Here is a 24547-nt window from a genome sequence, read left to right as displayed (position 1 = left end):
CGGCCCATCCCCATGCTGACTTACATTCTCAAGCGGTTCGTCCAGCTCGTCCCGGTGCTGTTCGGCATCACGCTGGCTTGCTTCTTCCTGCTGCGGGCGTTGCCGGGAGATCCGGCGACGCTGCTTCTCGGCGCACGCGGCGGCGCGGACGAGATCGCGGCGATGAAGCAGCGGCTCGGGCTCGACCTGCCGCTGTGGCGGCAATATCTACTCTTCCTGAGCGATATCCTCTCCGGCAGCCTCGGGCGCTCGGTCGTCTACGGCCAGTCGGTCATGGCGCTGGTACTGGAACGCCTGCCTGCGACGCTCTGGCTCGTCGCCTATTCGACCGTGATCGCGGTGGTGCTGACCATCCCGCTGGCGCTGTGGTCGGCGATCCGGCGCGACCGGGCACCCGATATCCTGATCAAGCTCCTCTTCACCGTGCTGCTCGCGATTCCCTCCTTCTGGCTCGGGCTCGTGCTCGTCGTCGTCCTCGCCATCTGGGTGCCGCTGTTTCCGACCTCGGGCTACGGCACCGGCATCCTCTCGCGCCTGCATCACCTGACGCTGCCGGCCTTCGTCATTGCGCTGGCGACGGCCTCGCTGACGATCCGCAGCCTGCGCAGCGGCATCCTCAACGTGCTCGGTTCGGATTACGTCACGACGGCCCGTGCCAAGGGCAATGCGATCGGCCGCACCATGCGCGTCCATGTGCTGCCGAATGCGCTGATCAGCTCGATCTCGGTGCTCGGCGCCCATACGAGCTGGGTGATCGGCGGAACGGTGGTGATCGAGACGGTCTTTGCGCTGCCTGGACTCGGCTCGCTCTTCGTCGAGTCGATCTTCGCCCGCGACTACCCGATGATCCAGGGGCTGACGATCGTCTTCGCCGTGCTGGTCGTCCTGATCAATCTCGCGACGGACATCGCCTATGCGCTGGCCGATCCGCGCATCCGGCTGGATTGACGCGATGAGCAAGCGCCGCCTCGATCCGACGCTCCTCGTCGGCCTCGCCATGCTCCTGCTGCTGTGCCTGTTCGTCGGGCTCGGGCAGGTCTGGACGCCGCACGATCCCTTCCTGGTCGACTATGGCAACACGCTGCAGCCGCCCTCGGCGAAACACTGGCTCGGCACGGACGATCTCGGCCGCGACGTTGTCTCGCGCGTCATGGCCGGGGGGCTGGTCGATCTGCGGGTCGCGCTGGTCTGCGTCGCCGCACCCGCCATCCTCGGCATCGCGATCGGCGCGCTTTCGGGCTTCGTCGGCGGGCGGGTCGATACGGTGATCATGCGCATCACCGATATCTTCTGGGCTTTCCCTTTCCATGTGCTGGTGATCGCCATCGTCGGCGTGCTCGGGCCCGGCGAGGCCAATCTCTATCTCGCCTTCCTGCTGGTGAACTGGATCTCCTTCGCACGCATCACCCGCGGCGAGGTGCTGGTGCTGCGCGAGCTCGAATATGTGCAGGCGGCGCGCAGTTTCGGCTCGACCGATCGCCGTATCGTCACCGCGCATATCCTGCCCAATGCCGTGACGCCCGCGATCGTCTTCGCCATGGCCGACGTCGTGCTGACGATCCTGGCCGTGACCTCGCTGTCCTTCCTTGGTCTCGGCATCCAGCCGCCGACGCCGGAATGGGGGCTGATGATCGCCGACGGGCGCCAGTTCCTGTTCGATGCCTGGTGGATCGCGACCGCTCCCGGACTCGCCATCGTCTACACCGGCGTGACCTTTGCCCTGATCGGCGAGGGCCTCGACACCGCGCTGCGCCCCAAGGGCTGACGCGCCTTCCTTTCCGCCCTGTTTCGCGAGACGGCCATGAGCTTCTTCATCGAGAATGCCGAACTGCAGCGGATCGGCGCGCTGATCGAAGCCCATGCCGCGCCGATCTATGCTGCGCGCGGCATCCCTTTCGAGCAGTTCGCCTATGTGCTGACCCAGCCCGGCAAGGCGGGCGGCAGGGCGCAAGGCGCGGCATTGCGGGCCGACTGGCGCGCCTATCCCTGCTCGCTGGTGAAGGTGTTCCACCTCGTCGCCACTCAGCTGCGGCTTGAGGACGGGCGGCTCTCCGCCCATGGCGAGCTCGACCGGGCCATGCGCGACATGATCCTGTGGTCGTCCAATTCCGCAACAAACTACATCATCGACCTGCTCACGAGCACGACCGGCGACACCTTGCTGGACGATCAGGAGATGAGCGCCTGGTGCGAGCGCCGCGAGGAGATCAACCGGATCTTCGCCGGATTGGGCTGGCCGGAATTTGCCGGCATCAACCTCAACCAGAAGCTGATGGACGATTTGCGCTACGGCCGGGAGAAGGTGGCGCTCGACCGTTCGCCCGCCGGACACAACTGCCTGACGCCGATCGCGATGGCGCGGCTGATGCACGAGATCTTCAGCGAATCCGCGCTGTTGCCGCCGGCGCGCCTTGCCGTCATCCGCGACCATCTCGCACGCCACGCCAATGCCCCGGACCGCGGCCGCGGCGCCTATCAACTGCTCGGCTATCTCGGCGACACATTGCCCGAAGGCACGCAGATCTGGTCCAAAGCCGGACGCACGCGCTGGCTCGGCGACGACCGCGCCTCCTTCCGCCGGCACGACACGCTGCGCGCGATCCTGCCTGGCGGGCAGGAGTTCGTGCTCACGGTCTTCACCCAGGGCGAGGCCGTCGCCGAGGATGACGGCTTCCTGCCGGCGATCGGCGCCTTGGTCGCGGCCGCGGTGTCGACCCTCGCGCGGGAAGGGCACTGATGCCGTCCGCCGCTCCATTGAAAGGACGGGCTCGTCACTGGCTCGGACTTCTCGGTTGGCGGCAGACCCAGGCTTCAGGAGATCCACCGCAGCGCGCTTGAGAACTGTCGGCAAGTCACGTCATCTGCCGGGGCGTCCTTCGCTATCGGTCCGCTTGGCCGTGGCGCCCCTCTCCTGATTGGAGCGGAGGTAGAACAGGCCTCTCTATGATCTGGCGGAGCGCAAAGCTTGATTGGATCCGCGCAACGTGCGGCAATCGGGACAACTGCGTCTTGTGAACATGTTCGAAGTCCTCGACGTCTCGGGCGACGACAGTGAGCAGATAATCGTCCTCCCCCGACATCAGGAAGCACCTCAGAACCGAGGGGCATTTGGCGACGGCCTTTTCGAATGCGGAAAGGGCGTCTTCACTCTGGCTGTTCAGAGCCAATCTGATGATGACGGTTACCCCTAGACCAAGCACCTTCTGGCTCAATCGTGCGTGATAGCCGACGATCACGCCTTCCTCCTCCAGGGCGCGTTGTCGTCGGGCGACTGCTGTAGCGGACAAGCCGATGCGCTCGGCGAGCTTGATATGGCTTGCACGGCCATCTTCCACGAGTTCGGACAAAAGGATGCGTGACAGATTATCCAGAGCCATGTTGTGTTCCTGCGGTCACGGCCAAGCTTGCGCACGATACCAGCGTCATATCCATGATTTCCGCTTGAATTCGACGAAATTGGCGATGACCCCACCGTAATTCGTCTAAATCCGCTCGAGCTCCTGCGCTACCATCGCCTCTCCAAACTCGGGAGGATCAAATGCGTGTTGGCGTTCCCAAGGAAATCAAGGTTCATGAATACCGGGTGGGCCTGACGCCAGAAGCCGCGCGAGAGTATGTGTCTGCCGGGCACGAGGTGCTTGTCGAGACGAATGCCGGTGCTGGCATCTCCGCCTCAGATCAGGCTTACGAAACTGCCGGCGCACGCATCGCGGCAACCGCGGCCGAGATTTTCGCCAAGGCCGAGATGATCGTAAAGGTCAAAGAGCCTCAGCCGTCGGAATGGACCCAGCTTCGCGAAGGACAAATTCTCTTCACATACCTGCACTTGGCTCCGGATCCGGAGCAGACGGCAGGTCTGCTGAATTCCGGCGTGACCGCGATCGCCTATGAAACGGTGACGGATCGCTTTGGTGGCCTCCCTCTGCTCGCTCCCATGAGCGAAGTTGCCGGTCGACTTTCGATCGAAGCAGCGGGATCGTGCCTGCAGCGGCACTCGGGTGGCCGAGGCATGCTGATCGGAGGCGTGCCGGGCGTAGCGCCTGCGCGCATTGCCATCATTGGCGGTGGGGTGGTTGGGACACACGCCGCCCGGATGGCCGCTGGGCTTGGAGCTGACCTTGTCATTCTCGATCGGTCTCTCCCCCGCCTCAGGCAATTGGATGAGCATTTCGGTGGTCGCGTAAAAACGCGCTTTTCCACCCAACAGGCCATCGAGGAAGAGGTGCTCGCGGCCGACGTGGTGATCGGGGCCGTCCTCATTCCGGGGGCAGCAGCCCCCCGTCTCGTTTCCCGTGAACAGCTTTCGAGGATGAAACGCGGAGCGGTGCTCGTCGATGTTGCGATCGACCAGGGCGGCTGTTTCGAAACATCCCGACCGACGACGCACGCTTCGCCGACCTTCGAGATCGAAGGGGTCATTCATTATTGCGTCGCCAACATGCCCGGAGCTGTGCCCCTCACATCGAGTTATGCCTTGAACAACGCCACGCTGCCGTTCGGCCTGGCATTGGCGCAACGTGGCCTGAAGGCAATCGAAGAAGACCCGCACCTCGCCGCCGGCCTGAATGTGCATCGAGGCCGAATCACAAATCTCCAGGTTGCCGAGAGCCTCAACAAGCCATACGAGCCGGTTCAAAAGGCGATTGCCGCCTGATGATCGAGCTCTAGCTTCAAAGGACGACAGGGGCGGGGGCGCACTGTGATCCTGCCCCCTTGCCGTGCCCTCACAAGTTTTGAAACGCTCGTTCCGGACCGCACCGGAGGCCGGCGAACATAAGCCGAATGTCCGCGCTGGCCCTTTTCTGGGAGAAAAATATGTTCACTCACGTCATGTTAGGCAGCAACGACTTGGAGCGGGCTAGAGTTTTTTACGACGCCACATTCGCTGCGTTGGGAGGCGAGCCGGGCGAGATGGATGCCAGGGGCAGGTTGATCTATGCCCACAACGACGGTCGGCTGATGATCACGAAGCCGATCGATGGCAATCCAGCGACCGCGGCCAACGGTGGGACTATCGGTATCGCCGCTGCGAGCCGTGACCATGTTCTCGCGTGGCATAAGGCGGGCACAACGCATGGTGGGACGGCGATCGAGAGCCCACCCAGCGAGCGCCCGAATGGAGCGTTCGTCGCCTACCTTCGCGATCCCGACGGAAACAAGCTCACCGCGCGCTCTCGGCCGACGAAGTAACACAATCGGCAACCGCCGCGCCGAAGATCATCCTGCATCCGCCGGCAAGCGGCCGGCCCCGGTCTCGGCCTCTCCTTTCGAATCAATCGGCCTGCCGCGGACCGGGCCTCCGCGCAGTCCCAGAAGGGTCGCTTCCGGTCGTTCCGTCGCTGCGCCTTGGAATCTGCTTTTGGGCAGAGAGCTAAAGTCCGCTTGTGGTGCAACCCTACCCCAGTCACTGGCGGCTACTTGCGGCGATCCGGAAACGAGTGCGGTCTGCAAGCTTATCCTCGCCGAGGAGCAGGCCGTGCTGACTGATTCGGCTCTTCACCGATTGGTCGCTTCCGGTGACCCGGATTGCCGCCCAGGCGAGCGGATAGCCCAGGTTCTCCACTGCGATCACCTGGCTGGCGTCCAGGATCGCAGTCGCGGCAGAAACAAGCCCATCTGGCTCCCGCGCGTCACCAGCACCTCGTCGGGCGATACCGCGAGGCCCCGGTCCTGAGCCAGATAATCGGCCAGCACGGTTCGCAGCGAAGCGGCGCCGCGTCGATCGCCATGAACCACAGCACGTCCACACCGAGCGAACGGACGATCTCGGCTTGGGTGGTGGCGATCATCGCGTTCGCTCCGCTGTTGGAGCCCGTCACGAAGCCACCCATCGAGCGCCAACGAAGGGGGCCGCCGCCAGATAGGCGGTGCCCGTCCCGGCCAATGTCCGCGCCAGATGCGCGGCCATCCGCGTCCATCGTCGTCAACAATGGCGAGCACCCTGGAGCGAGGCTGTCGGTGATATCGCGTCCGAGAGGGAACGAGGCTCCGGCGCCGCTGGTCCGTTCGAGCACCGACATAGGCCTGCGGGTTCCGGCGCTAGCCGTTCGCAGCTCTCAGGCCTGGGCCGGCGCTCGAATGACGATGGTGCTGGTTTCCACGTCTTCCGGCTCCCGCGTGGCTAACGCTCGATATCGATCCAGTATCCCGGCCGATAGGCTATCGGCAGGAAACGCGCGTGCAGCCGGCGAAGCGTGTCGTCAGGATCGAGATCGGCGAACAGCCCGGGATGCAGCCAACGTGCAATTCGCTGCAGCGCCACGAACTGGTAGGGGCTCGTATAGAACTGGTGCCAGATCGCGTGGACGCGGCCGGCCCTGACCGCCTTCGTCGCTCGGAAGGCCGGCCGCGCCGCCAGCGCGGCGAGCTTCTCCCGCGCCTTGCCAAGATCGGCGCCGGGGCCGAGGCCAACCCAGGCGCCGTTCGGCGCCAGCGCCTCCCAGTTGCCGCCGGTGACAATGACCACATCCGGATCGCGCACGATGATCGTCTCGGGATTGATCGTCCCGAACGTGCCGGGGAGCAGCTCGCTGCCAAGATTGACGCCGCCGGCAGTGGCGACCATCGCGCCAAAGTTCTCGTTGCCGAAGCTCAGGCAACACTCGTCCGAATAACCGGGAATCCGATCGAGCATGACCAGCGGCTTGGTTAGCCGGCTGGCCGCGGCGAGCCGCTCCGTCACGCGAGCGATCTCCGCAGCCCGGAAGGCGATCAGAGCTTCGGCGACCTCGCTTTTGCCGAAGAGCTGTCCGAGCAGGCGCAGCGACGGCTCGGTGTTCCGCGAGGGCGCATGCCGGAAATCGACATAGACGACCGGGATGCCCAGCGCCGCCAATCGCTCGACCAGGCGGATCTCCTCGGCCGGGCGCTGCATCTCGGCGCCGAGCACAACGAGATCGGGCTGCAGCGAGATCGCCTTCTCGATATCGAAGGCGCCGCGACCGGGTGAGCCAAAGCGCGGCAGCGCCGCCGCCTGCGGAAAACGCGCGACATAGGCAGCATATGTGTCGGGATCGGATTTCTCGAAGTCCTCGCCCCAGCCGACGATGCGGCCGAACGGGTCATCGCGGTCCAGCGCCGCGGTGACATGGATCTGCCGGCCCTCGCCGAGGATGACACGACGGACGGGAACCGTGACGGAGACCTGTCGTCCCGCCACGTCGGTCACTGTGACGATCTCCGCCACCGCGCGCGCCGGCATGAGCGCGAGCCAGGTCAGCAGCGAGAGCGCAAACCAGCGCAGGGCGATCACAGCGCTGAGCCCGGCCCAGCGCATGCTCAAAGATCCATCGACATCGACAGCCGGAAGGTGCGCGGCGCGCCGACATAGAAGGTGCCGAAGGAGGCGACGCTCGACCAGTACTTGGTATCGGCGACGTTCTGGACCGCAGCGCGGAACACGGTCTTGCGCCCGGCGATCTCGGTGGCGTAGCGCGCGCCGAGGTCGAATCGCGTCCAGTCCGGCAGCGACTGGGTATTGGCCGCGTCGACATACTGCTTGCCGGTGTAGACGAGCGTCCCCGTGAGCGTCAGGCCTCTGAGCCAGGGCACATCCCATTCGGCGCCGAGATTGAGCTGGACTGGCGCGACGCCGATCGGCCGGTTGCCGAGATTGGCGGCGACCGCGGTCTTGGTCAGCTTTCCGTCGAGGAGCGAGGCGCCACCCAGCAGGCGCAGCTGCGGCGTGACCTCGCCGTAGACGCTGAGCTCCAGCCCGCGCACGCGTTGCTCGCCGGTGACGGAAAACAGACCGCCATTCAGTTCGCCGCTCGGCTTGCTGATCTGGAAGCCGGCGAGCGAGGCACCGAAGCTGCCATATTGCAGCTTGACGCCCGCCTCGTACTGCCTAGTGCGGTAGGGTGCGAAGGTCTCGCCGGCATTGCTCGCCGTGGTCGGGGCGACGTCGCCGCGGCTCAGGCCCTCGACATAGTTCGCGTAGACCGAGAGGTAGTCCAGCGGCCGCAGCACGAGGCCCACCATCGGCGTGGTGGCGCTCTCGTCATAGGCCGAGGTCAGGATGCCGGTCCCCGCCGCATAATTGTTGGTCGCGACCGACTGGCGCCGGACACCGAGCGTCAGCATGACCCGGTCGTCGAAGGCCGACATCGTGTCGGCCAGCGCGAAGCTGGTCAGATCGCTGTCGGAGAGGCGCGTGCGCGGAGCGCGACTGGCGAACTGCGTGGCGCTCCAGCTAGGCGCGTAAATGTTCGAGAGGACGGCCGTGCCGTTCGTCAGGGCCCGCTCCAGCGTCTCGCGATAATAGGAGGCCTGCAGCGTCAGCGAATGCTTGACGAAGCCGGTCTCGAAGCGGGCACGGATGCCGGCTTCGTAGCTCTGGCGGCCGATGCCGAGATCGAAATATTGCGGTGTGTGGCTGGTGTCGCCGCGAGCGTTGAGGATGGTCGGCAGGCCGAAGAAGCGCTCGACCCGGGTCTGCGAGCCGCCGGCATTGCCGAAGATGGTGATGTTGTCGGTGAGGTCGAATTCGTTCTTCCACAGCACCGAGCGATCATCGATGCGCGACCATTCCCAGGGCTGGATGACGTTCTCGCGCCCGCTCGGGGCCGAGGGGACGCGCAGGCCCCGCGTCATCAGGAACGGACGGTTGGGCGCGTCGAGTTCATCCCGCTGCGCCAGGGCATAGAGCCAGCTGCGGAAGCGCGCACCCTGATAATCAAGCGCCAGCGAGCCGATGCCGGTCGTCTCGGATTGCCGGTTCACGGCCGTATCGCCACCGCGCAGCGAACCGTTGACGCGCACGCCGAACTCGCGGCCAGCACCGAAACGGCGAGCGACGTCGAAGGTCGCGCCGCCATAGGCCCGCGACGAGAATTCGGCGCCGACGCGAGTGAGATCGCCCTCGGCGCGCTTGGGCACGACGTTGATCACGCCGCCGACGCCGCCATTGGGCGCGATGCCGGTCAGCGCCGCCGCCGGCCCCTTCAGGACCTCGATGCGCTCGGCATAGTCGGTGAAGACGCGATAGTTCGGCGCGACGCCATAGACGCCGTCGAAGGCGATCTCGCCGCTATTGCCCTCACCGATCGGGAAGCCGCGAATGTTGAAGGAATCGACGATGCCCCCCGACGGATGCGAACTGCGCACCGAAGGATCGAGGATCAGCGCGTCGGCGACCGTCGAGGCCTGGAGATTGCGGGCGAGCTCGCCGGTATAGCTCGTCGTGCTTAACGGGGATTTCAGCGTCTCGGCATTGCCGAGCAGGCCGAGCCGGCTGCCCTGGGCGACCTGCTCGCCGGCAAACGGAGCGGGCACGCCGGAGGCGCGGGCCGGGCCGTCGACCACGATCTCGTCGAGCCGTACCTGACCGTCATTGCGCTCCTGGGCACTCGCTGCCGAAGCGGCGACCACGGCAAGAGCCGTGCCCGCCAGCAAGGACAATGGAAGCCTTGCGCGCCCGGCAGCACCGCAGGGAACCGACCGAGGCAGCAACATTGCGAGACGAATTTTCGACATGACGAGACCCCGGAACCACCGCCGGAGTTGATTCCAGCTGGCGGGGACCCTGTTCGTCACGGGCCGAAAAGAAAAGCACGCAGACGTTGTAATACAAAACGATCAATAGATCGCAGATCAACGTGCCAATTTTGCAACGAATACTTTATAATTACTTCAATCAACGTATTTTCGCGAACACACCGACAGCGCCGCACGAACGCTCGCGCGACGTCATCTCATGATCGACCGATGCGGTAGCGCGGTGCGCCCTAAACCGTCGACCGCGTTTATTCGTGGGGGGCTTCTGAAAATTAGAGGCAGCCCGCCTTCAGGCGGCGTAGCGCCCGACCAGCTCGCGTGCGGCAGAGATCTCGTCGCAGATCCACTCGTCGACCAGCTTGACCTCGCGGCGCCGGCGCATGCCCGGCGGCCGAACGAGATAATAGGAGATGCCGGTCGGAACGGCCTTGCGCAGCGGCACTATGAGCCTGCCGTCCTGGATCGCCTCATGGGCGAGGACCACATCGGTCATGGCGACGCCGAGCCCGGCCTCGGCGGCGCTCAGCGCCATGTCGAGCGCGTCGAAATCGAGCCCATGCCGGGTCTCGATCTGCATCCCCGATTTCTCGGACCAGGTCCGCCAGTCGCGGCGGTCGGGCAGCGGATGGAGCAGCGTCGCCTCGGGCAGGTCCGCACCAGAGAAGCGGTCCCCGCCATAGGAGGGCGCGCAGACAGGCAGGATCCATTCCGGATAGAGCTCGGTGACGCAGTCGAGCGGCCAGTTGCCCATGCCGTAGCGGATGCCGAGATCGGCGTCGGCATCGTTGAGCGTCATGTCGTTCAGCCGGGTCTGGACGCTGACCTTCACCAGCGGGTGCCGTTCCTGGAAGGCCTTCAGACGCGGCAGCAGCCAGCGCAGCGCGAAGGTCGGCAGGCATTTGATGGTGACCGTCTCCTGCTCGGCGCGGAACGGCGTGATCGCCTCGGCGATGTGGTCGAACGCCTCCTTGACGCTGAGCGCGAGGCGCTGGCCAGCATCGGTGATCTCGAGCCCGTTGTGGGTGCGCTGGAACAGCGGCGTGCCGAGCTGGTCCTCGAGGATCTTGACCTGCCGGCTGACCGCGCTCTCGCTGACATTGAGCGCCGCTGCGGCCTTCTTGATGCTGAGCTGCGCCGCGACGATCTCGAAGCAGCGCAGGGCATTGAGCGAGGGCAGCCGGCGGGTCATGGCTGCGGGCTCGGGCGCCGTGCTGTCGCGGCCGCCCGTCTCATCGGATGTCCATGCGCGGGTCGAGCGCATCCCTCAGCCCGTCTCCTGTGAAGTTGAAGCTCGTCACCGCCAGTGTAATGGCGATCCCGGGCAGGATCGCAAGCCATGGCGCGCTCGTCAGGTAGATCTGGGCGTTATTCAGCATGTTTCCCCAGCTCGCGGCCGGCGGCTGGATGCCGTAGCCGAGGAAGCTGACATAAGATTCGAGCAGGATGGCGCGGGCGACGTTCAGCGTCGCCGCGACGACGATCGGCGCCATGGCGTTGGGCAGGAGCTCGCGGAGCATCACCCGCAAATGCGAGGCGCCGAAGGAGCGCGCCGCCGCGGCATAGTCCTGATCGCGCAGGGCCTTGATCTGCGCCTCGACGATGCGCGCGACATTCATCCAGGAGGTCGCGGCGATCAGGAGGACCATCGAAGTCAGGCCCGGCTTGATCAGCGCCGCCAGCGCCAGCAGCAGGAAGATCGTCGGAAAGCACAGGATGGCGTCGACGACGCGCATCAGCACCGAGCCGATGGCGCCGCCATGGTAGCCTGCGATCATGCCGACGCCCGTGCCGATGGCGATCGCGATCGCCATCACGGTGAAGCCGATGCCGAGCGAGATGCGCCCGCCCATCATCAGGCGAGCCAGCATGTCGCGGCCGAGTTCGTCGGTGCCGAGCAGATGCGCGCTCGCCAGCGGCGGCGCGAACCGGTTCATCACGTCGATATGGGTCTCGTCGAACGGCAGCAGGAACGGGCCGAGGAAACAGGTGAGCGCCAGGATGAGGATGACCGCTGCGCCGGCGATGGCGAGCCTGTGCCGCCGGAAGCGGGTCCAGGCGCTTTTCCGGGCGAGGCTTTCGGAATCGATCGGCAACTGGAATACGTCTGCGCTCATGGTCAGCCCAGCCTGATGCGTGGATCGGCGACCGCGTAGAGCATGTCGGCGATCAGCGAGCCGATCAGCACCATCAGCGCCGACAGCATCAGGATGCCCATCACCACCGGATAGTCGCGATACTCGATCGAATCGAGGAAGAGCCGGCCCATGCCCGGCCAGGTGAACACGGTCTCGGTGACGAGTGCCCCGCCGAGCAGGGTCGGGAACTGCAGGCCGGCGAGCGTGATCAGCGGCAGCAAAGCATTGCGCAGGGCATGACGGCGCAGGACCGCCTGCTCCGGCAAGCCCTTGGCGCGAGCGGTGCGGATATAATCCTGGCCGACCACGTCGAGCACGGCCGAGCGCGTGAAACGGGCCCAGACCGCCGTCTCGACCAGGGCGAGCACCATGACCGGCGCGATCATGTGGTGCAGTACGTCGGCGAGCGAGCCGTCGCCGATGGTCTGGCGGTTGCCGGCCGGCAGCCAGCCGAGCTCGACCGAGAAGAGATAGATCGCGATCAGGCCGAACCAGAAGGTCGGGATCGACAGGGCGATCATGGCGCCGACCGTCGCGGCCATATCGAAGATCGAATAGCGCCGGATCGCGCCGAGGATGCCGATGGCGCAGCCGAGCAGCATGGCGATCAGCGTCGAAGCCGCCATCAGCTCGAAGGTCGCGCGCAGATGCGAGGCGATAACGCTCCAGACCGACGCGTTGTCGCGATAGGAATGGCCCCAGTCCCCGGTCAGCATGCGCCGCAGCCAGTCGAGATACTGTACTGCCAATGGCCGATCGAGGCCGAGCTCACGGCTGATCCGGTCGAGATCCTCCTGCGTCATCTGGGCCGACTGGGCGAATTGCGACATAGGCCCGCCGGGCGCCAGATGCAGGATGGCGAAGCCGATCGCCGAGACGATCGCGAGGAGGAGCAGCGACTGCCAGAGCCGCCTTGCGAGGAACGGGCCCATCTCAGCCGGTCACGCCGCCCAGTACCAGCGCCGCATGTTCCAGCAGCTCGACGAGCAGTTGATGTTGGGTTGAAAGCCCTGCAGCCCGTCCTTGATGCCTTCGGCCATCACCGACTGGTAGATCGGCAGCAGGACGAGGTCGTCGCGGATGATGCGCTGGATGCGGCTGTAGATTGTCTTGCGTTCCTGCGGGTCGAACTGGCTGGCGCCGTCGGCAAGCAGCCGGTCCATCTCGGGATTTCCGTACTGGTACGTGTTGAGGCCCGTGCCGGCCTTGGCCGGGATCGCAGTCGAGGCAAAACGCGGCGTCACGTCGGGATCGTTGCCGATCATGAAGTTCGAGCCGACCATCACCGACTCGAATTTCGACTTCTGCCAGAACTCGCCCCAGATCACCGCGCCCGGCATGTTGTTGATGCGCAAGTTCGCGCCGATCGCGCGCCAATCCTGCATCAGCAATTGCTGCGACTGCTCGCGGCCGGGATTACCGACCGTGGTCGAGTTGGAGAATTCGAGGCGCACCCCGTTCTTCTGGCGGATGCCGTCGGCGCCGCGCACCCAGCCGGCCGCGTCGAGGATGGCATTGGCCCTGGCCGGATCGTGGCGATGTGCCGGCAGGCCGTCGTCATAGGCCCAGGATTCGCGTGGCAGGAAGGATTCCGTCGGCACCGGCAGGCCATAATAGAGCGCGTCGATCCGCGCCGCCTTGTTCATGGCGAGATAGAGCGCCTCGCGCACCGCCTTGTCGGCGAAGGGGCCGAATTCGAGATTGAGCGCGATATGTTCGATGAACGGCGTCGGCGAGCGCGATATCCGCCGTCCGCGCAGTCCCTGCGCCTCCTTGACGAAATGCGCCGCGATGCCGCCGATGCCGAGATAGTCGACCTGTCCGGTGCGGAACTGCGTGTAGAGCACCGTCAGGTCCGGAATGTATTTGAAGACGACGCGCTCCAGATGCGGTCCGTCGCCATGATAGGCGGTGCTGGCCCGCAGCAGCAGGTGGTCGCCCGCGGCGCGCTCGCCCCAGCGGAATGGGCCGGTGCCAACCGGCGCCCCGTTGAACGGCGCCGTATTCGGGTCGGGCGCCTTCTCCAGAATGTGCCTGGGCACGATGAAGGTCAGCGCCAGGATCGAAAGATAGGGCGAATAGGCGCTCTCCATGCGCCAGTGGATCTCGTCGGGCGCCACAACCTTGATGTCGCGCACGAGGCTGTGCCCGACCCGGTTGCGCACGCGGAACCCGGACGTGTTGATCAGGTCGAGCGTGTATTTGACGTCCTCGGCGGTGAACGGCGTGCCATCATGCCATTTCGCGTCGCGCCGCAGCTTGATCTTCCAGCTCAGTCCGTCGGCCGAGAGGCCGCCATTGCCGATGCTCGGCACTTCGGCGGCAAGGTCGGGGACAAGCTTGCCATCGGGATCGACGAACCAGAGCGGGCTGAAAAGCTGCCACCAGACACCCTGGTCGACCTCGCTGCCCGGCATCAGCGGATTGAAGACCGTCGGCTCCTGCGACAGGCCCGCGACGACCTGGCCCTTCGGCTGTTGCGGCGGACGCGGCTGCGCCTGCGCATCTCCCGCCGCCAGCGCTGCAGCGCCAAGGCCGAGCGCCAGCACCTCGCGCCGGCTCCGATATGTCCTGCGGCTGTCAGGGTCCGTCATGTCGATCTCCCCTCATTGTGCCCGGGCTGTGTTCAGCCTCGGCCATGTCTTCTCGGCTGGTGGTTCAGCCGGACCGTTCCAGGCTGCTTCGGGCCGGCGACAGGTCTGCGGCCGTGACGCCGAGCTCGGTCATGGCGGCCGGCAGTGCGCGCCCGGCGAGCAGGGCCACCGTCGCCTCGCCCATCGCCGGCGAAGTCAGGATGCCGCAGCCGCCCTGCCCGACCAGCCAGAAGAAGCCGGACTCCTCCGGCCGCATGCCGGCGACCGGCTCCGCATCGGCGACGAAGCTGCGCAGGCCGGCCCATTGGCTGAGCGGCCGGCCAATCCGGAAGCGGGTGTCCTGTTCGATATTGTCGATCGCCTGCGCGACATCGAGATCGTCGGCATAGGCATCGCCCGGCGTGGTTGGCGTCGCATCGGCGAGGCTGCCCATCAGGCAACCGGACTCGGGCTTCACATACCAGCGGTAATCGACGGTGCTGATATGCGGCCAGGCGCGGGCGTCGTAGTCGGGCTGGTGCGCGAAGGTAAAAGCGGTACGGCGCTTCGGCACGATGCCGAGCGGGGCGACGCCGGCCATGCCGGCGATCTCGTCGGCCCAGGCGCCGGCGGCGTTGACCAGCAGCAGCCCCTGAACCTCTCCGCCCGGCCAGGCCACCGTCCAGCCAGCCGCGTCGCGGCGGATGGTTTCGACGCCCGCCTTCAGCACGATCGTCGCGCCATTCGCCCTGGCGCCGCGCAGATAGCCTTGCAGCAGCATGTCGACATCGATGTCCATGGCATCGGGCTCGTTGATGCCGGCATGGACCTTCTCCGGCCGAAGCGCCGGAAAGAGCGCTAGCGCCGAGGGACCGTCCAATCGTTCAGCCCTGGCGCCGACCGAGAGGATGCGCTCCTCAAGCCGCGCCAGCCTGTCTTCCTGGCCGGCGGCGGCGACCGTCAGGCAGCCGCGCCGCGTCGTGATCGGATGGGGTGCGAAGCCGGCCGGCGGCGCATCGAGGAAGGCGCGGCTCGCCTGCGCCATGCGCCGCATCGTCGGAGCGGTGATGCCGACGGTGAACTGCGCAGCCGAGCGCCCCGAGCTGTGATAGCCGGCCTGCTCCTCGCGCTCGATCAGCGCGACCGATCCATGCCGGGACAGGAAATAGGCCGCGGATGCTCCCGCGATCCCGCCGCCTACAATGATCACATCGACCCGCATCGTCCCTGCACCAGCTTTCCGGTCATCGGCCACCGGCAGCCACCCACCGGCAGGATCAACGACAGCACCGCGCCGCGCCGCAGTCGATTTCAATAATTGGGGGCCGGCACCTCAAAAGCTGGGTCGCTGGGCAGCACGCGGACGGGCCGAATTCCCTGAGCCCCGCCCCCAATTATTGAAATCGACATCGCCGCCGCGTCCGGGCTTGCCTTGGCCCGAACAGATCAGCGGAGCAACACCCATGAGCGGGACCGGTTTGCAAGCGCCGCGCCGGCGCAACATCTCCTCCGGCAGCGCCTTCGAGGCGCAGTACAGCTATAGCCGCGCAGTCGTCGTCGGCACGCATGTCATGCTGTCGGGCACGACCGGCTACGATTATGCGACGAGCACGCTGGCCGAAGGCGCGGCGAAACAGACCCGCCAGCTCTTCCGCAACGCCGCGGCCACCTTTGCCCAGGCCGGAGCAAGGCTCACCGATGTCGTCCGCGTCCGCATGTTCATCGCCCGTGCCAGCGATTACGAGGCGGTGATGGCCGTATTCGCCGAGACCTTCAGGGAGGTGAGGCCGGCCTGCACCACGGTCGAGGCTGGCCTCTTCGATCCCGACATCCTGGTCGAGATGGACATGGACGCCATCGTCGATGTCGATGCTTAGCCTGCGCTCGCACGTTCCCGACGACGTCATCGCGGCTGCCGATTGCCTCCCTGGGCAGGCCGATGTCGTCGTCATCGGCGGCGGCATCATCGGTGCCGCCGCCGCTTTCCATCTCGCCGGCGCCGGGCTGAGCACGGTGCTGCTCGAGGCCGACAAGGTCTCCTCGCAGCAATCCGGCCGGAACTGGGGCTTCGTCCGGACGCAATACCGCGACCCGCTGGAACTGCCGCTCGCCGTTGAGGCGCTCGCCTTATGGCCGAACCTGGAGCGCGAGCTCGAGACCACCGTCGGCTGGCGCCAGACCGGCTGCGTCTTCGTCGCCGCGACGCAAAAGGAAATGACCGCCTTCGCCGGCTGGCACGAGACAACGCGCGATACCGCTCGCGATGCCCGGCTGCTCTCCGCCGGCGAGGTCACCGCTTTGCTGCCGTCGCTGCACGGCAGGACGGAAGGCGCGCTCTACACCGCAACCGACGGACAGGCCGAGCCGGTGCTGGCGACCCTGGCCTTCGCCCGGGCCGCGGCAAGGCGCGGCGTCCGCATCGTCGAGGATTGCGGTGCGCTCGCCATCGAAACCTCAGGCGGGGTTGTCAGAGGTGTTCAAACCGAGCACGGCCTGATCCACTGTGGCGCCGTGGTCTGCGCTGCCGGCGCCCAGAGCCACCGGCTCCTCGCCCCGCTCGGACTGTCGCTGCCGCAGCAGAGCGTGCGCAGCACCGTCTCCCTCACCGCACCGCTGCCGCCGCTGAGCGAGGCCTGCTTTTGCGGCTTCGGTATCGGCCTGCGCCAACGGTCCGATGGCTCCTGCATCATTGCCGCCGATTCGACCTCCGATATCGACCTGTCGCTCGATTCCTTCCGGGCCGCCCGCTTCTTCCTGCCGGGGCTGCTGCGCCATGGCGGTGGCTTCTCGCTGCGACTGGGGCGTCCTTTCGTCGATGATCTGCATCAGCGCTTCTCTGTGCCGGGTCACGAGCGTGCCGTCGCACGGCGCCCCCGCATCCCTGCGAACCGCAGGCTGGCAGCGCAGACCGGCGCTGCCCTGCGTGATCTGTTCGCCGGCGCCGCCGGTATCGAGATCGTCAAATCCTGGGCCGGCCGCATCGACGTCCTGCCGGACGCGCTGCCGGTGCTCGATGCGCCGGCGGAGATTGGTGGGCTCATCGTCGCCACCGGCTTCTCCGGTCACGGCTTCGGGCTTGCTCCCGCGGTTGGCCGACATGTCGCCCGGCTGGCCAAAGGCGGGCTCCCGGCCGCGACCCTCGCGCCGCTCAGGCTGGACCGTTTCGCCCGCGGCACCTATTCGGCACCGCATGCCCCGCTCTGATGACGACGATGGCAGAGCGGAACGGGTTTCGAGAGGATCGATGATGACCTGGGGAACGGGCATGGATGCCGCCGCGCGCGAGCACATCCGCCGCTACTACGACGGCACGCTGCGGCCGGACGAGATGGTCGCGACGATGTCGCAGGAGGCCGGCTGGTTTCCGTCGCGTGTGGTGCATCGGGGAGCGACCGTCTCGCCGCTCCCCGATGCCGACCGTAGGTTGCCGCCGCTGGAGATCCGCGATCACGGCCGGATCTTCGATCTCTACGACTATCTGTCGGTCAACCGCGTCGCCGGGCTGATGGTGCTGCAGGACGGCGCCGTGCTCGACGAGAGTTATTCGCTCGGCATTGGGCCGCTGACGCAGTGGAAGTCCTGCTCGCTGGCGAAATCCGTCACCGCGACGCTCTATGGCATCGCCTTGCGTGAAGGCGCGATCGCAAGCCTCGACGATCCGGTGACGCGCTACGTGCCGCTCGGCGGGCTCTATGCCGGTGTCTCGGTGCGCCAGCTCTTGCGCATGGCGACCGGGGTGCGCTGGAACGAGGATTATACCGACCCGGCCTCCGACCGGCGCCTGCTGATGGACACCCAGATGAACTGGGGGGCAGGCGGCATCGTCAGGCACATGGAGAGCCTGCCCGCCGAGACCCCGCCGGGAGGTTCATGGAAATACAACACCGGCGATTCCTATCTCGCCGGGCTGGTGCTGGAGCACGCGACCGGAACCAATCTCGCCGATTACCTCTCGACGAAGCTCTGGTCGCGGATCGGCATGGAGGCCGACGCCTCCTGGTGGTGCGAGAGCCCGGATGGCATGGGCATCGCAGGCAGCGGCCTGCATGCGACGCTGCGCGACTATGCCCGCTTCGGCCAGTTCGTCCTCGACAATGGGCGCATCGGCTCGGCAGGATTGTTGCCGGAGGGCTGGCGGGATGAAGCGGGCGCGCCCTACCGGATCGGCGAGACGCTCATCCCCTATGGTTACATGTGGTGGATCCCCGTGCTCGACGATCCCGCCTTGAAGGGCACCTTCCAGGCCGAAGGCATCTATGGGCAGTTCATCCACATCAACCCGCATAAGCGCCTCGTGGTCGTGGTGCTGAGCGCCCGCTCGAAACCGGGCTATCGTCGCCGCCTCGAAATCAACGACGACGCCTTTTTCGCGGCCCTGGCGAACAGTCTTTAGATCAGCTGGGCCGCTGACCCCGGCTTGCCCAGGCGACGAGGCGCGCGCTGCTCCATGTCGGCGGGCACAGCTCCCGGCTCAAACCCGTTGGAGAGTTCCCTTCAGTGTCCGCTCCAGGCGCGCAGCTCACTCGCCGGCGAGTTTTTCCGTTCGGCTGGACGCTCGAACCGAGGCGATGATCGTCCAGCCGATGATGCCGATGGTGATCGCAGCGAGGACGGCGGCGATCGGCCGGTCGACCAGGCCGATCAGCCGGCCGTCGGATTTGATCATCGAGTTGATGAAGTACTCCTCCAGCAGCGGGCCGAGCACGACGCCGAGGATCACCGGCGCCACCGGGAAGTCGTTCTCCTCGAGTATGAAAGCCAGCACGCCGAAGGCGAGCATGACGCCGACATCGAACAGCGAATTGTTGATCGCGTAGGAACCGACGATGGCGAAGAGCAGGATGATCGGCATCAGCACGCGCCGTGGCACGGAGAGCACTCGCGTCGCGACCTTGATGATCGCCCAGCCGAGCGGCAGCATCAAAAGGTTGGCGATGACGAAGACCAGGAAGAGCGCATAGACGTTCTCCGGATTGTTGACGAAGATCGTCGGCCCCGGCGCCATGTTCTTCATCATCAGCACGCCGATGGCGATGGCGGTGATCGAGTCGCCGGGGATGCCGAAGACCAGCGCCGGGATCCAGGCGCCCGCGAGCGAGGAGTTGTTGGAGGCGCCGGCCTCGATCAGCCCCTCGGGATGGCCGGTGCCGAACTTCTCCGGCTCCTTCGAGAAGCGCTTGCTCATCGCATAGGACATCCAGGCCGCCATGTCGGCGCCGCTGCCCGGCTGGATACCGATGATGGTGCCGAGGGCGCTGCCGCGGATGAGCTGCCAGGGGTATTGCTTGGTCAGGCGCCACATATTGGCGAAGATCGGGCCGATCTTCTGGACCACGGCATGCGGGGCGCTGCCGTCGGAGACCATGTGCCGCATCACCTCCGAGCAGGCGAACATGCCGACCATCATCGGGATCAGCGAGACGCCGCCGAGCATCTCGGTGGATTCGAAGGTGAAGCGCGGCTGGCCGGCCGGGTTGTTCATGCCGATCATCGCGATCAGCAGGCCGATCAGCAGCGAGATGCAGGCCTTGAGCGGCGTCGAGGAGCCGATGAAGACGGCGCCGCCCAAACCGAGCATGACGATCCAGAAGAACTCGACCGAGCCGAAGCCGAGCGCGAAATCGGCGATGGCCGGAGAAGCCACCATCATCACCGCCGTACCGAACAGGCCGCCGAGCACCGAGAACCAGAGGCCGATGCCGAGCGCGAGTTCCGGCTTGCCCTTCAGCGTCATCTGGTAGGAATCGTCGACATAGGCCGCCGAGGCCGGCGTGCCGGGGATGCGCAGGAGGCAGCCCGGAATGTCGCCGGAGAAGATCGCCATGGTCGAGGTGGTGACGATCGCCGCAATCGCCGGCACCGGCGGCATGAAGAAGGTCAGCGGCACCAGCAGCGCCGTCGCCATGGTGGCGGAGAGGCCGGGGATGCAGCCGACGACGAGGCCGTAGATCGCCGAGGCGGTGATGACGAAGAGCACATAGGGATCGAGCACCATCCCCAGCGCGGTGACATAGGCGTCGAGCATGGTGGCTTACCAGCGCAGAGGTTCGAGCGGTCCCCAGGGCAATTGCACGCCAAGGGCCAGATAGAAGATCGAGTGGATGACAAGCGCGGCGGCGAACGAAAGCCCGACGGCGTGAAGCGGCCTGGTGCCGCCGGCCAGGAAGAGGACGATGAGGATCGGCGGCGCGCAGATCAGGAAGCCGAGCGTCTCGGCGAAGAGCATGTAGAAGATCACCGCCGCCGGCACCAGCAACAGGCGCGCGAGCGCGCTGCCGCTGCGGGCCCAGTCGGCAAGGCCGACCAATGGGCCGGCCTGCGTCGCCCGGACGCCGTTGATCGCGAGGATCGCGGCGCAGAGCGCCAGCAGTCCCGACAGAATCAGCGGGAAGGCCGATGGCCCCAGCGGTTGCTCGGATGGGTTCGGCAGGTTCCAGGACGCGGCTGCCACCAGGCCCGACAGGGCAAGGAAGACGAGGCCTCCGAAGAGATCGTTGAACTTCATGGCGTGCTCGGTGTGCGCGATGGAAACGGGACGCGGCGAAGCCGCCGCGTCCTGAAACAGTCCGAAAAGCGATCGACTACTGGCGCAGACGCAGGCCGAGCGCGCCCATGATCTCGCCATTGTTCTTGTGCTGGGTCGCGAGGAAGCTGCCGAAGGCCGGGCCCTTGGCGAAGGCGTAGCCGAAGCCGCGCTCGGCGAGGAACGACTTGTAGACCTCGGAGTTTGCGACCTTCTCCGTCGCCTCGACGAGGCGGGCCGTCACATCGGCTGGCAGGCCGGCCGGGGCGGCAAGGCCGCGCCAGGTACCGCCCTCATACTCCTTGCCGATCGCGTCCTTGACGGTCGGCACGCTCGGGAAGGCGCCGATCTTCTCCTTCGACATCACCGCCAGCGACTTGACGCGGCCGGCATCGAACATCGGCTTGCCCTCGGGCAGGGAAGACGGGACGATCTGGACGCCGCCCGACGCCAGTTCCTGGAAGCCGGGAGCGGCACCCTGGCTCGGCACGACGGTGACACTCTTGGGATTGATGCCCTCGAGCTGGAGCAGGCCGGCGAAGGCGAGGTGATAGGCGGCGCCGGCCGCCATGCCGGAGAGCTTGTAGTGACCGACAGGCTGCTTCTTGATGTCGTCGAGCGCGGCGCGCAGGTCCGCCCAGGGCGAATTCGTGGCGACGTTGAAGGCGGCCGAGTCGAAGTTCACCAGCGCGACCGGGGTGAGCTTCTCATAGGTGAAGGGAGCGGTGTTCGACCAGTAATAGGTCGTGACCTCGGCCGTCGCGAGGCCGATCGTGTAGCCGTCGGGCTTGGCGTTGACCATTTCGGTATGGCCGACCACGCCGCCGCCGCCGGTGCGGTTGACGACGTTGACCGGCTTGCCGAGCTCCTTCTCCAGCCCGGCCGCGAGGATGCGGGCGACCGCATCGGTGCCGCCGCCGGCGGCCCAGGGCACGACCAGGGTGATCGGGCGCTCGGGCCAGGCGGCGAAGGCGGGCAGCGACACCGCCGCGACGGCAGCGGCGAGCAGCAGCTTTGCGAGTTTCATGGCGTTTCTCCTGGTTCAGTTTTTTTGTTTGGGCTGGTTCCACCCGCCAAAGCAGGGTTGGAGAGCATGTGGCGACGCGTGTAGCCGAGGACCCGCCGCATCGCCTGGTTCGCTCGCTCGGCATCGCCATCGGCGATCGCGTCGACCACTGCGGCATGGTTGGCGAGGTTGCCGGCGAAGACGTCGACGGTGAAATCGAACATCGTGCTCAGGATCGTGTCGATCGCGCCGCGAAAGCTGCGCAGGATCGGGTTGTTGGTGGCGTCGAGGATCGCAAGGTGGAAGCGCTTGTCGGCAGCGATGGCTGCCTGCGGATCGTCCTGGTCAGCCTGCATGGCGGCCAGCGCCGCGCGGATGCTGGCGAGGTCCGCTGGCGTGGCGCGGATCGCTGCCAGGGCCGCAGCCTCCGGCTCGATGATCTCGCGCGTCTCTTCCAGAGCGAGCAGCAGCGTACGGTCGAGCCCGTCCTCGCTGCGCATCCAGCCGAGCACTTCGCGGTCGAGCAGGGTCCAGTCATGCTGCGGGCGAACCTGCGTGCCATGGCGCGGGCGCACGGTCAGCAGGCCCTTGGCGACGAGGATCTTCACGGCCTCGCGGACAACGCTGCGGCCGGCGCCATAGCGCTCGGCGAGCTCCGGTTCGGCTGGCAGCACGGTACCCGAGGCGATCTCGCCGCGCACGATCGCGGCGCCGAGCGCTGCGACCATCATACCGATCTTTCCTGGCTTGCTGCCCCGCGTCATGGCCGTTTTCTCTCCCGTGGCCGGAAACTGTCATGTCCGGGGCTTGCGTGCAAGAATTCATCTGATGTTTAACATCTGATCATTGAAGCGAGGCCCGGCCATGACCACTCAGACCGCGTTCACCGGTATCCATGCGATCCTCTATGCGCTGTTCGATGCGCAGGAGCGGCTCGATCGGCAGGCAATGCGACGGCAGGTCGAGATCTGCCTGGAGCATGGCGCCCATGGCATCGCCGCGCTCGGCCTCGCGACGGAAGTCTCCAAACTGACCGTGCCGGAGCGGCGCACGGCGATGGAATGGACCTCGGAGGATGTCGGGGGCTTGAAACCGCTCGGCTTCACCATCTACGGCAGCTCGGTCGCCGAGCAGATCGAGCTGGTCAGGGCAGCCGAGGCGGCCAAGGCCGACTGGGTCATCCTGCAGCCGCCGATGGTCGGCAGCTTCGCTGCAGCTGAGTACATCCGCTTCTTCGGCCGCGTCGCGGATGCCACGAACCTCCCGGTCGCGATCCAGAACGCTCCCGCCTATATGGGCCGCGGCCTGTCGGCGGAGGATATCCGCAGCCTCGTCGCGCAGCATCCGAACGTCAGGCTGGTCAAGGGCGAGGGACCGGCCACCGAGATCCGGCAGCTGATCGAGACGACCGAAGGCAGGCTGCCGGTGATGAATGGGCGCGGCGGACTCGAGCTGATCGAGAACCTGCGCGCCGGCTGCGTCGGCATGATCCTCGCGCCCGAACTGATCGACCTCACGGTGGCGATCTATGAGAGCTTCGTCTCGGGTGACGAGGTCACGGCCGAAGCCAGCTATCGCGAGGTGCTGCCGACGATCGTCTTCATCATGCAGTCACTGGAAAGCCTGATCTGCTACGGCAAGCGCATCTTCGGGGCGCGTGCAGGCATCGAGATCCATGATCGCGCGCCTGCCATGCGACCGACAGCATTCGGACTGGAACTCGTTCGCGACCATGCCCGGCGGGCTGGATTGTTCGAAGCTAGCAGTCATTAGAAAAAACCCTCATCGGCAATGCCGGCAGCGGTGACGAGGAGATCAATGGCGATGGCGCTGCCGTCCGTGAAGTGCGGCACCTGCCCTTATCCGCCAATGCTCGACAGTAAAAGAGGGAGACGGATTCCTAGTCCGCCTCCCTCAAGTCTACTCTTTTGGAGGTTGAGAACCAATTCGGCTACCAACCAAGCAGGATACTAACGAATTGAACACCAAAATCTGTGAATAAAATCACAGCAGGAGTTCTTATTGAGCATCGCTGCCCCCCAGAGCCTTGCTGATCTCCGCACGCAGATACGCTTCATCCGCGATCGTGATGAGCCTATCGGAGCTATCGATGACTCCCATCTTCACCAACTGGCTCATCTGCTTCGTGACCGTCTCGCGTTGCGACGCGATCCTGCGAGCCAGTTCAGCGTGCGTCGGCATCGGCGAAATACGCAGCCGCCCCCGCTCGTCCCGGACACCGTAACGGAGCAGTTCCGAATAGAGCCGCATCTTCATCGGCAGCAATCTATTCTCGATGTAGAGCCGCCGCATCGTCCGCAAGCGACGGGACAATGTCTTCGTCACGAGCTCGGCGAATTCCGGCAGGCTCCGCAACACTTCGTGGAATTGCCCCTGGCTCATCACAAGGACCGTGGTGTCCTCGACGGCCTGGAAATAGGTTGCTGGTTCGTCGCTGCCGAATGCCGATAGATCGCCGACGAAATCCCCTGCTTCCAGCTCCGGGAATGGCACGTCATGTCCCTGGGGGCCCAGGAAGAAGGTGGCCACCTTTCCTGTCTCGATCAGGTAGACGGTATTCGTCTTGTCCTCTGGCTGCTTGATGAAGGAGCCCTTGGCGAACTGTCGCTTGGGAAAGCGCGCCCCCAACGACGAGCCTGGCAGCGGAACCAGTGCCGCTGTCCGACTTGCCATCGACATGGCCGTTCCCCGAGGCGCGGCCGCGAATAGGGCAGACCCCACAGGCATGGTGTGGGTGACCACGCCGTCTCGGCTCTTCTGTTGCGCACCCACGATTATGACGCCTTCCCCTTCT

24 protein-coding genes are annotated in these 24547 nt (G+C 65.9%); 9 read left to right on the top strand and 15 right to left on the bottom strand.

Annotated features, from left to right (window positions below):
- The first annotated feature begins 12 nt into the window (after positions 1 to 12).
- Genes AC1DS0_RS20055 through AC1DS0_RS20045 form a run of 3 tightly spaced genes read left to right on the top strand, consistent with a single transcriptional unit; the run spans position 13 to position 2737 of the window.
- Entirely contained in the window at positions 13 to 948 is a 936-nt protein-coding gene (locus AC1DS0_RS20055) for an ABC transporter permease (protein WP_476816036.1), read from the top strand.
- A gap of 4 nt (positions 949 to 952) precedes the next feature.
- On the top strand, positions 953 to 1765 hold the full coding sequence (locus AC1DS0_RS20050) for an ABC transporter permease (RefSeq protein WP_476816035.1): 813 nt from the start codon (positions 953 to 955) through the stop codon (positions 1763 to 1765).
- 36 nt (positions 1766 to 1801) lie between these two features.
- Positions 1802 to 2737, top strand: a complete 936-nt coding sequence (locus AC1DS0_RS20045; RefSeq protein ID WP_476816034.1) for a serine hydrolase — start codon at positions 1802 to 1804, stop codon at positions 2735 to 2737.
- A 142-nt stretch (positions 2738 to 2879) separates the two neighbouring features.
- Here AC1DS0_RS20045 and AC1DS0_RS20040 read toward each other — a convergent pair whose 3' ends face one another.
- A complete protein-coding gene (locus AC1DS0_RS20040; RefSeq protein ID WP_476816033.1) occupies positions 2880 to 3377 on the bottom strand; it encodes an Lrp/AsnC family transcriptional regulator in 498 nt (165 codons plus the stop codon).
- Between the two features lie 161 nt (positions 3378 to 3538).
- On the opposite strand from AC1DS0_RS20040, the gene ald reads away from it, so the two are divergent.
- A complete protein-coding gene (ald, locus tag AC1DS0_RS20035) occupies positions 3539 to 4654 on the top strand; it encodes an alanine dehydrogenase (RefSeq protein ID WP_476816032.1) in 1116 nt (371 codons plus the stop codon).
- A 161-nt stretch (positions 4655 to 4815) separates the two neighbouring features.
- The gene (locus AC1DS0_RS20030) at positions 4816 to 5190 is read left to right on the top strand and encodes a VOC family protein (protein WP_126113854.1); all 375 of its coding nucleotides are present in this window, start codon (positions 4816 to 4818) and stop codon (positions 5188 to 5190) included.
- A gap of 214 nt (positions 5191 to 5404) precedes the next feature.
- Here AC1DS0_RS20030 and AC1DS0_RS20025 read toward each other — a convergent pair whose 3' ends face one another.
- The 9 genes from AC1DS0_RS20025 to AC1DS0_RS19985 form a co-directional block, all read right to left on the bottom strand.
- Positions 5405 to 5572 carry a hypothetical protein gene (locus tag AC1DS0_RS20025; RefSeq protein ID WP_476816031.1) on the bottom strand — a complete coding sequence of 56 codons (168 nt, stop codon included), beginning with the start codon at positions 5570 to 5572 and terminating at the stop codon, positions 5405 to 5407.
- Positions 5573 to 5630: 58 nt separating this feature from the next.
- Positions 5631 to 5789 (bottom strand): hypothetical protein, encoded by a 159-nt coding sequence (locus AC1DS0_RS20020; RefSeq protein WP_476816030.1) that lies wholly within the window; start codon positions 5787 to 5789, stop codon positions 5631 to 5633.
- 332 nt (positions 5790 to 6121) lie between these two features.
- Complete coding sequence (locus AC1DS0_RS20015; protein ID WP_476816029.1) at positions 6122 to 7276, bottom strand: ABC transporter substrate-binding protein; 1155 nt, start codon at positions 7274 to 7276, stop codon at positions 6122 to 6124.
- Between the two features lie 2 nt (positions 7277 to 7278).
- A complete protein-coding gene (locus AC1DS0_RS20010) occupies positions 7279 to 9399 on the bottom strand; it encodes a TonB-dependent receptor (RefSeq protein WP_476816028.1) in 2121 nt (706 codons plus the stop codon).
- Between the two features lie 385 nt (positions 9400 to 9784).
- Positions 9785 to 10684 carry a LysR substrate-binding domain-containing protein gene (locus tag AC1DS0_RS20005; RefSeq protein ID WP_476816027.1) on the bottom strand — a complete coding sequence of 300 codons (900 nt, stop codon included), beginning with the start codon at positions 10682 to 10684 and terminating at the stop codon, positions 9785 to 9787.
- A gap of 40 nt (positions 10685 to 10724) precedes the next feature.
- Positions 10725 to 11609, bottom strand: a complete 885-nt coding sequence (locus tag AC1DS0_RS20000) for an ABC transporter permease (protein WP_476816026.1) — start codon at positions 11607 to 11609, stop codon at positions 10725 to 10727.
- Positions 11610 to 11611: 2 nt separating this feature from the next.
- A complete protein-coding gene (locus tag AC1DS0_RS19995; protein WP_476816025.1) occupies positions 11612 to 12562 on the bottom strand; it encodes an ABC transporter permease in 951 nt (316 codons plus the stop codon).
- A 9-nt stretch (positions 12563 to 12571) separates the two neighbouring features.
- Positions 12572 to 14224, bottom strand: coding sequence for a peptide ABC transporter substrate-binding protein (locus AC1DS0_RS19990; RefSeq protein WP_476816024.1), 1653 nt, complete (start codon positions 14222 to 14224; stop codon positions 12572 to 12574).
- Positions 14225 to 14288: 64 nt separating this feature from the next.
- Positions 14289 to 15413 carry an NAD(P)/FAD-dependent oxidoreductase gene (locus AC1DS0_RS19985; RefSeq protein ID WP_476816023.1) on the bottom strand — a complete coding sequence of 375 codons (1125 nt, stop codon included), beginning with the start codon at positions 15411 to 15413 and terminating at the stop codon, positions 14289 to 14291.
- 253 nt (positions 15414 to 15666) lie between these two features.
- Between AC1DS0_RS19985 and AC1DS0_RS19980 the strand changes: the two genes are divergently transcribed.
- From AC1DS0_RS19980 to AC1DS0_RS19970, 3 genes are read left to right on the top strand one after another with little or no spacing between them, the layout of a single operon-like run.
- Entirely contained in the window at positions 15667 to 16080 is a 414-nt protein-coding gene (locus AC1DS0_RS19980; RefSeq protein WP_476816022.1) for a Rid family hydrolase, read from the top strand.
- On the top strand, positions 16067 to 17407 hold the full coding sequence (locus AC1DS0_RS19975) for an NAD(P)/FAD-dependent oxidoreductase (protein WP_476816021.1): 1341 nt from the start codon (positions 16067 to 16069) through the stop codon (positions 17405 to 17407). The genes AC1DS0_RS19980 and AC1DS0_RS19975 overlap by 14 nt, the downstream gene beginning before the upstream one ends.
- A gap of 43 nt (positions 17408 to 17450) precedes the next feature.
- On the top strand, positions 17451 to 18596 hold the full coding sequence (locus AC1DS0_RS19970) for a serine hydrolase domain-containing protein (RefSeq protein ID WP_476816020.1): 1146 nt from the start codon (positions 17451 to 17453) through the stop codon (positions 18594 to 18596).
- Positions 18597 to 18722: 126 nt separating this feature from the next.
- On the opposite strand, the gene AC1DS0_RS19965 is transcribed toward AC1DS0_RS19970, so the two are convergent.
- The 4 genes from AC1DS0_RS19965 to AC1DS0_RS19950 form a co-directional block, all read right to left on the bottom strand.
- Positions 18723 to 20228, bottom strand: a complete 1506-nt coding sequence (locus AC1DS0_RS19965) for a tripartite tricarboxylate transporter permease (protein WP_476816019.1) — start codon at positions 20226 to 20228, stop codon at positions 18723 to 18725.
- A 6-nt stretch (positions 20229 to 20234) separates the two neighbouring features.
- A complete protein-coding gene (locus AC1DS0_RS19960) occupies positions 20235 to 20708 on the bottom strand; it encodes a tripartite tricarboxylate transporter TctB family protein (protein ID WP_476816018.1) in 474 nt (157 codons plus the stop codon).
- Between the two features lie 76 nt (positions 20709 to 20784).
- Positions 20785 to 21753 carry a tripartite tricarboxylate transporter substrate binding protein gene (locus AC1DS0_RS19955; RefSeq protein WP_476816017.1) on the bottom strand — a complete coding sequence of 323 codons (969 nt, stop codon included), beginning with the start codon at positions 21751 to 21753 and terminating at the stop codon, positions 20785 to 20787.
- Positions 21750 to 22463 carry a FadR/GntR family transcriptional regulator gene (locus AC1DS0_RS19950; protein WP_476816016.1) on the bottom strand — a complete coding sequence of 238 codons (714 nt, stop codon included), beginning with the start codon at positions 22461 to 22463 and terminating at the stop codon, positions 21750 to 21752. The genes AC1DS0_RS19955 and AC1DS0_RS19950 overlap by 4 nt, the downstream gene beginning before the upstream one ends.
- Before the next feature lie 133 nt (positions 22464 to 22596).
- Between AC1DS0_RS19950 and AC1DS0_RS19945 the strand changes: the two genes are divergently transcribed.
- Positions 22597 to 23505 carry a dihydrodipicolinate synthase family protein gene (locus tag AC1DS0_RS19945; RefSeq protein WP_476816015.1) on the top strand — a complete coding sequence of 303 codons (909 nt, stop codon included), beginning with the start codon at positions 22597 to 22599 and terminating at the stop codon, positions 23503 to 23505.
- Between the two features lie 246 nt (positions 23506 to 23751).
- On the opposite strand, the gene AC1DS0_RS19940 is transcribed toward AC1DS0_RS19945, so the two are convergent.
- A complete protein-coding gene (locus tag AC1DS0_RS19940; RefSeq protein WP_476816014.1) occupies positions 23752 to 24432 on the bottom strand; it encodes a Crp/Fnr family transcriptional regulator in 681 nt (226 codons plus the stop codon).
- Positions 24433 to 24547 lie beyond the last annotated feature (115 nt).

This window comes from Allobosea sp. P4_H5 (assembly GCF_056400825.1).
This window is presented reverse-complemented; position numbering and strand designations above follow the sequence as displayed.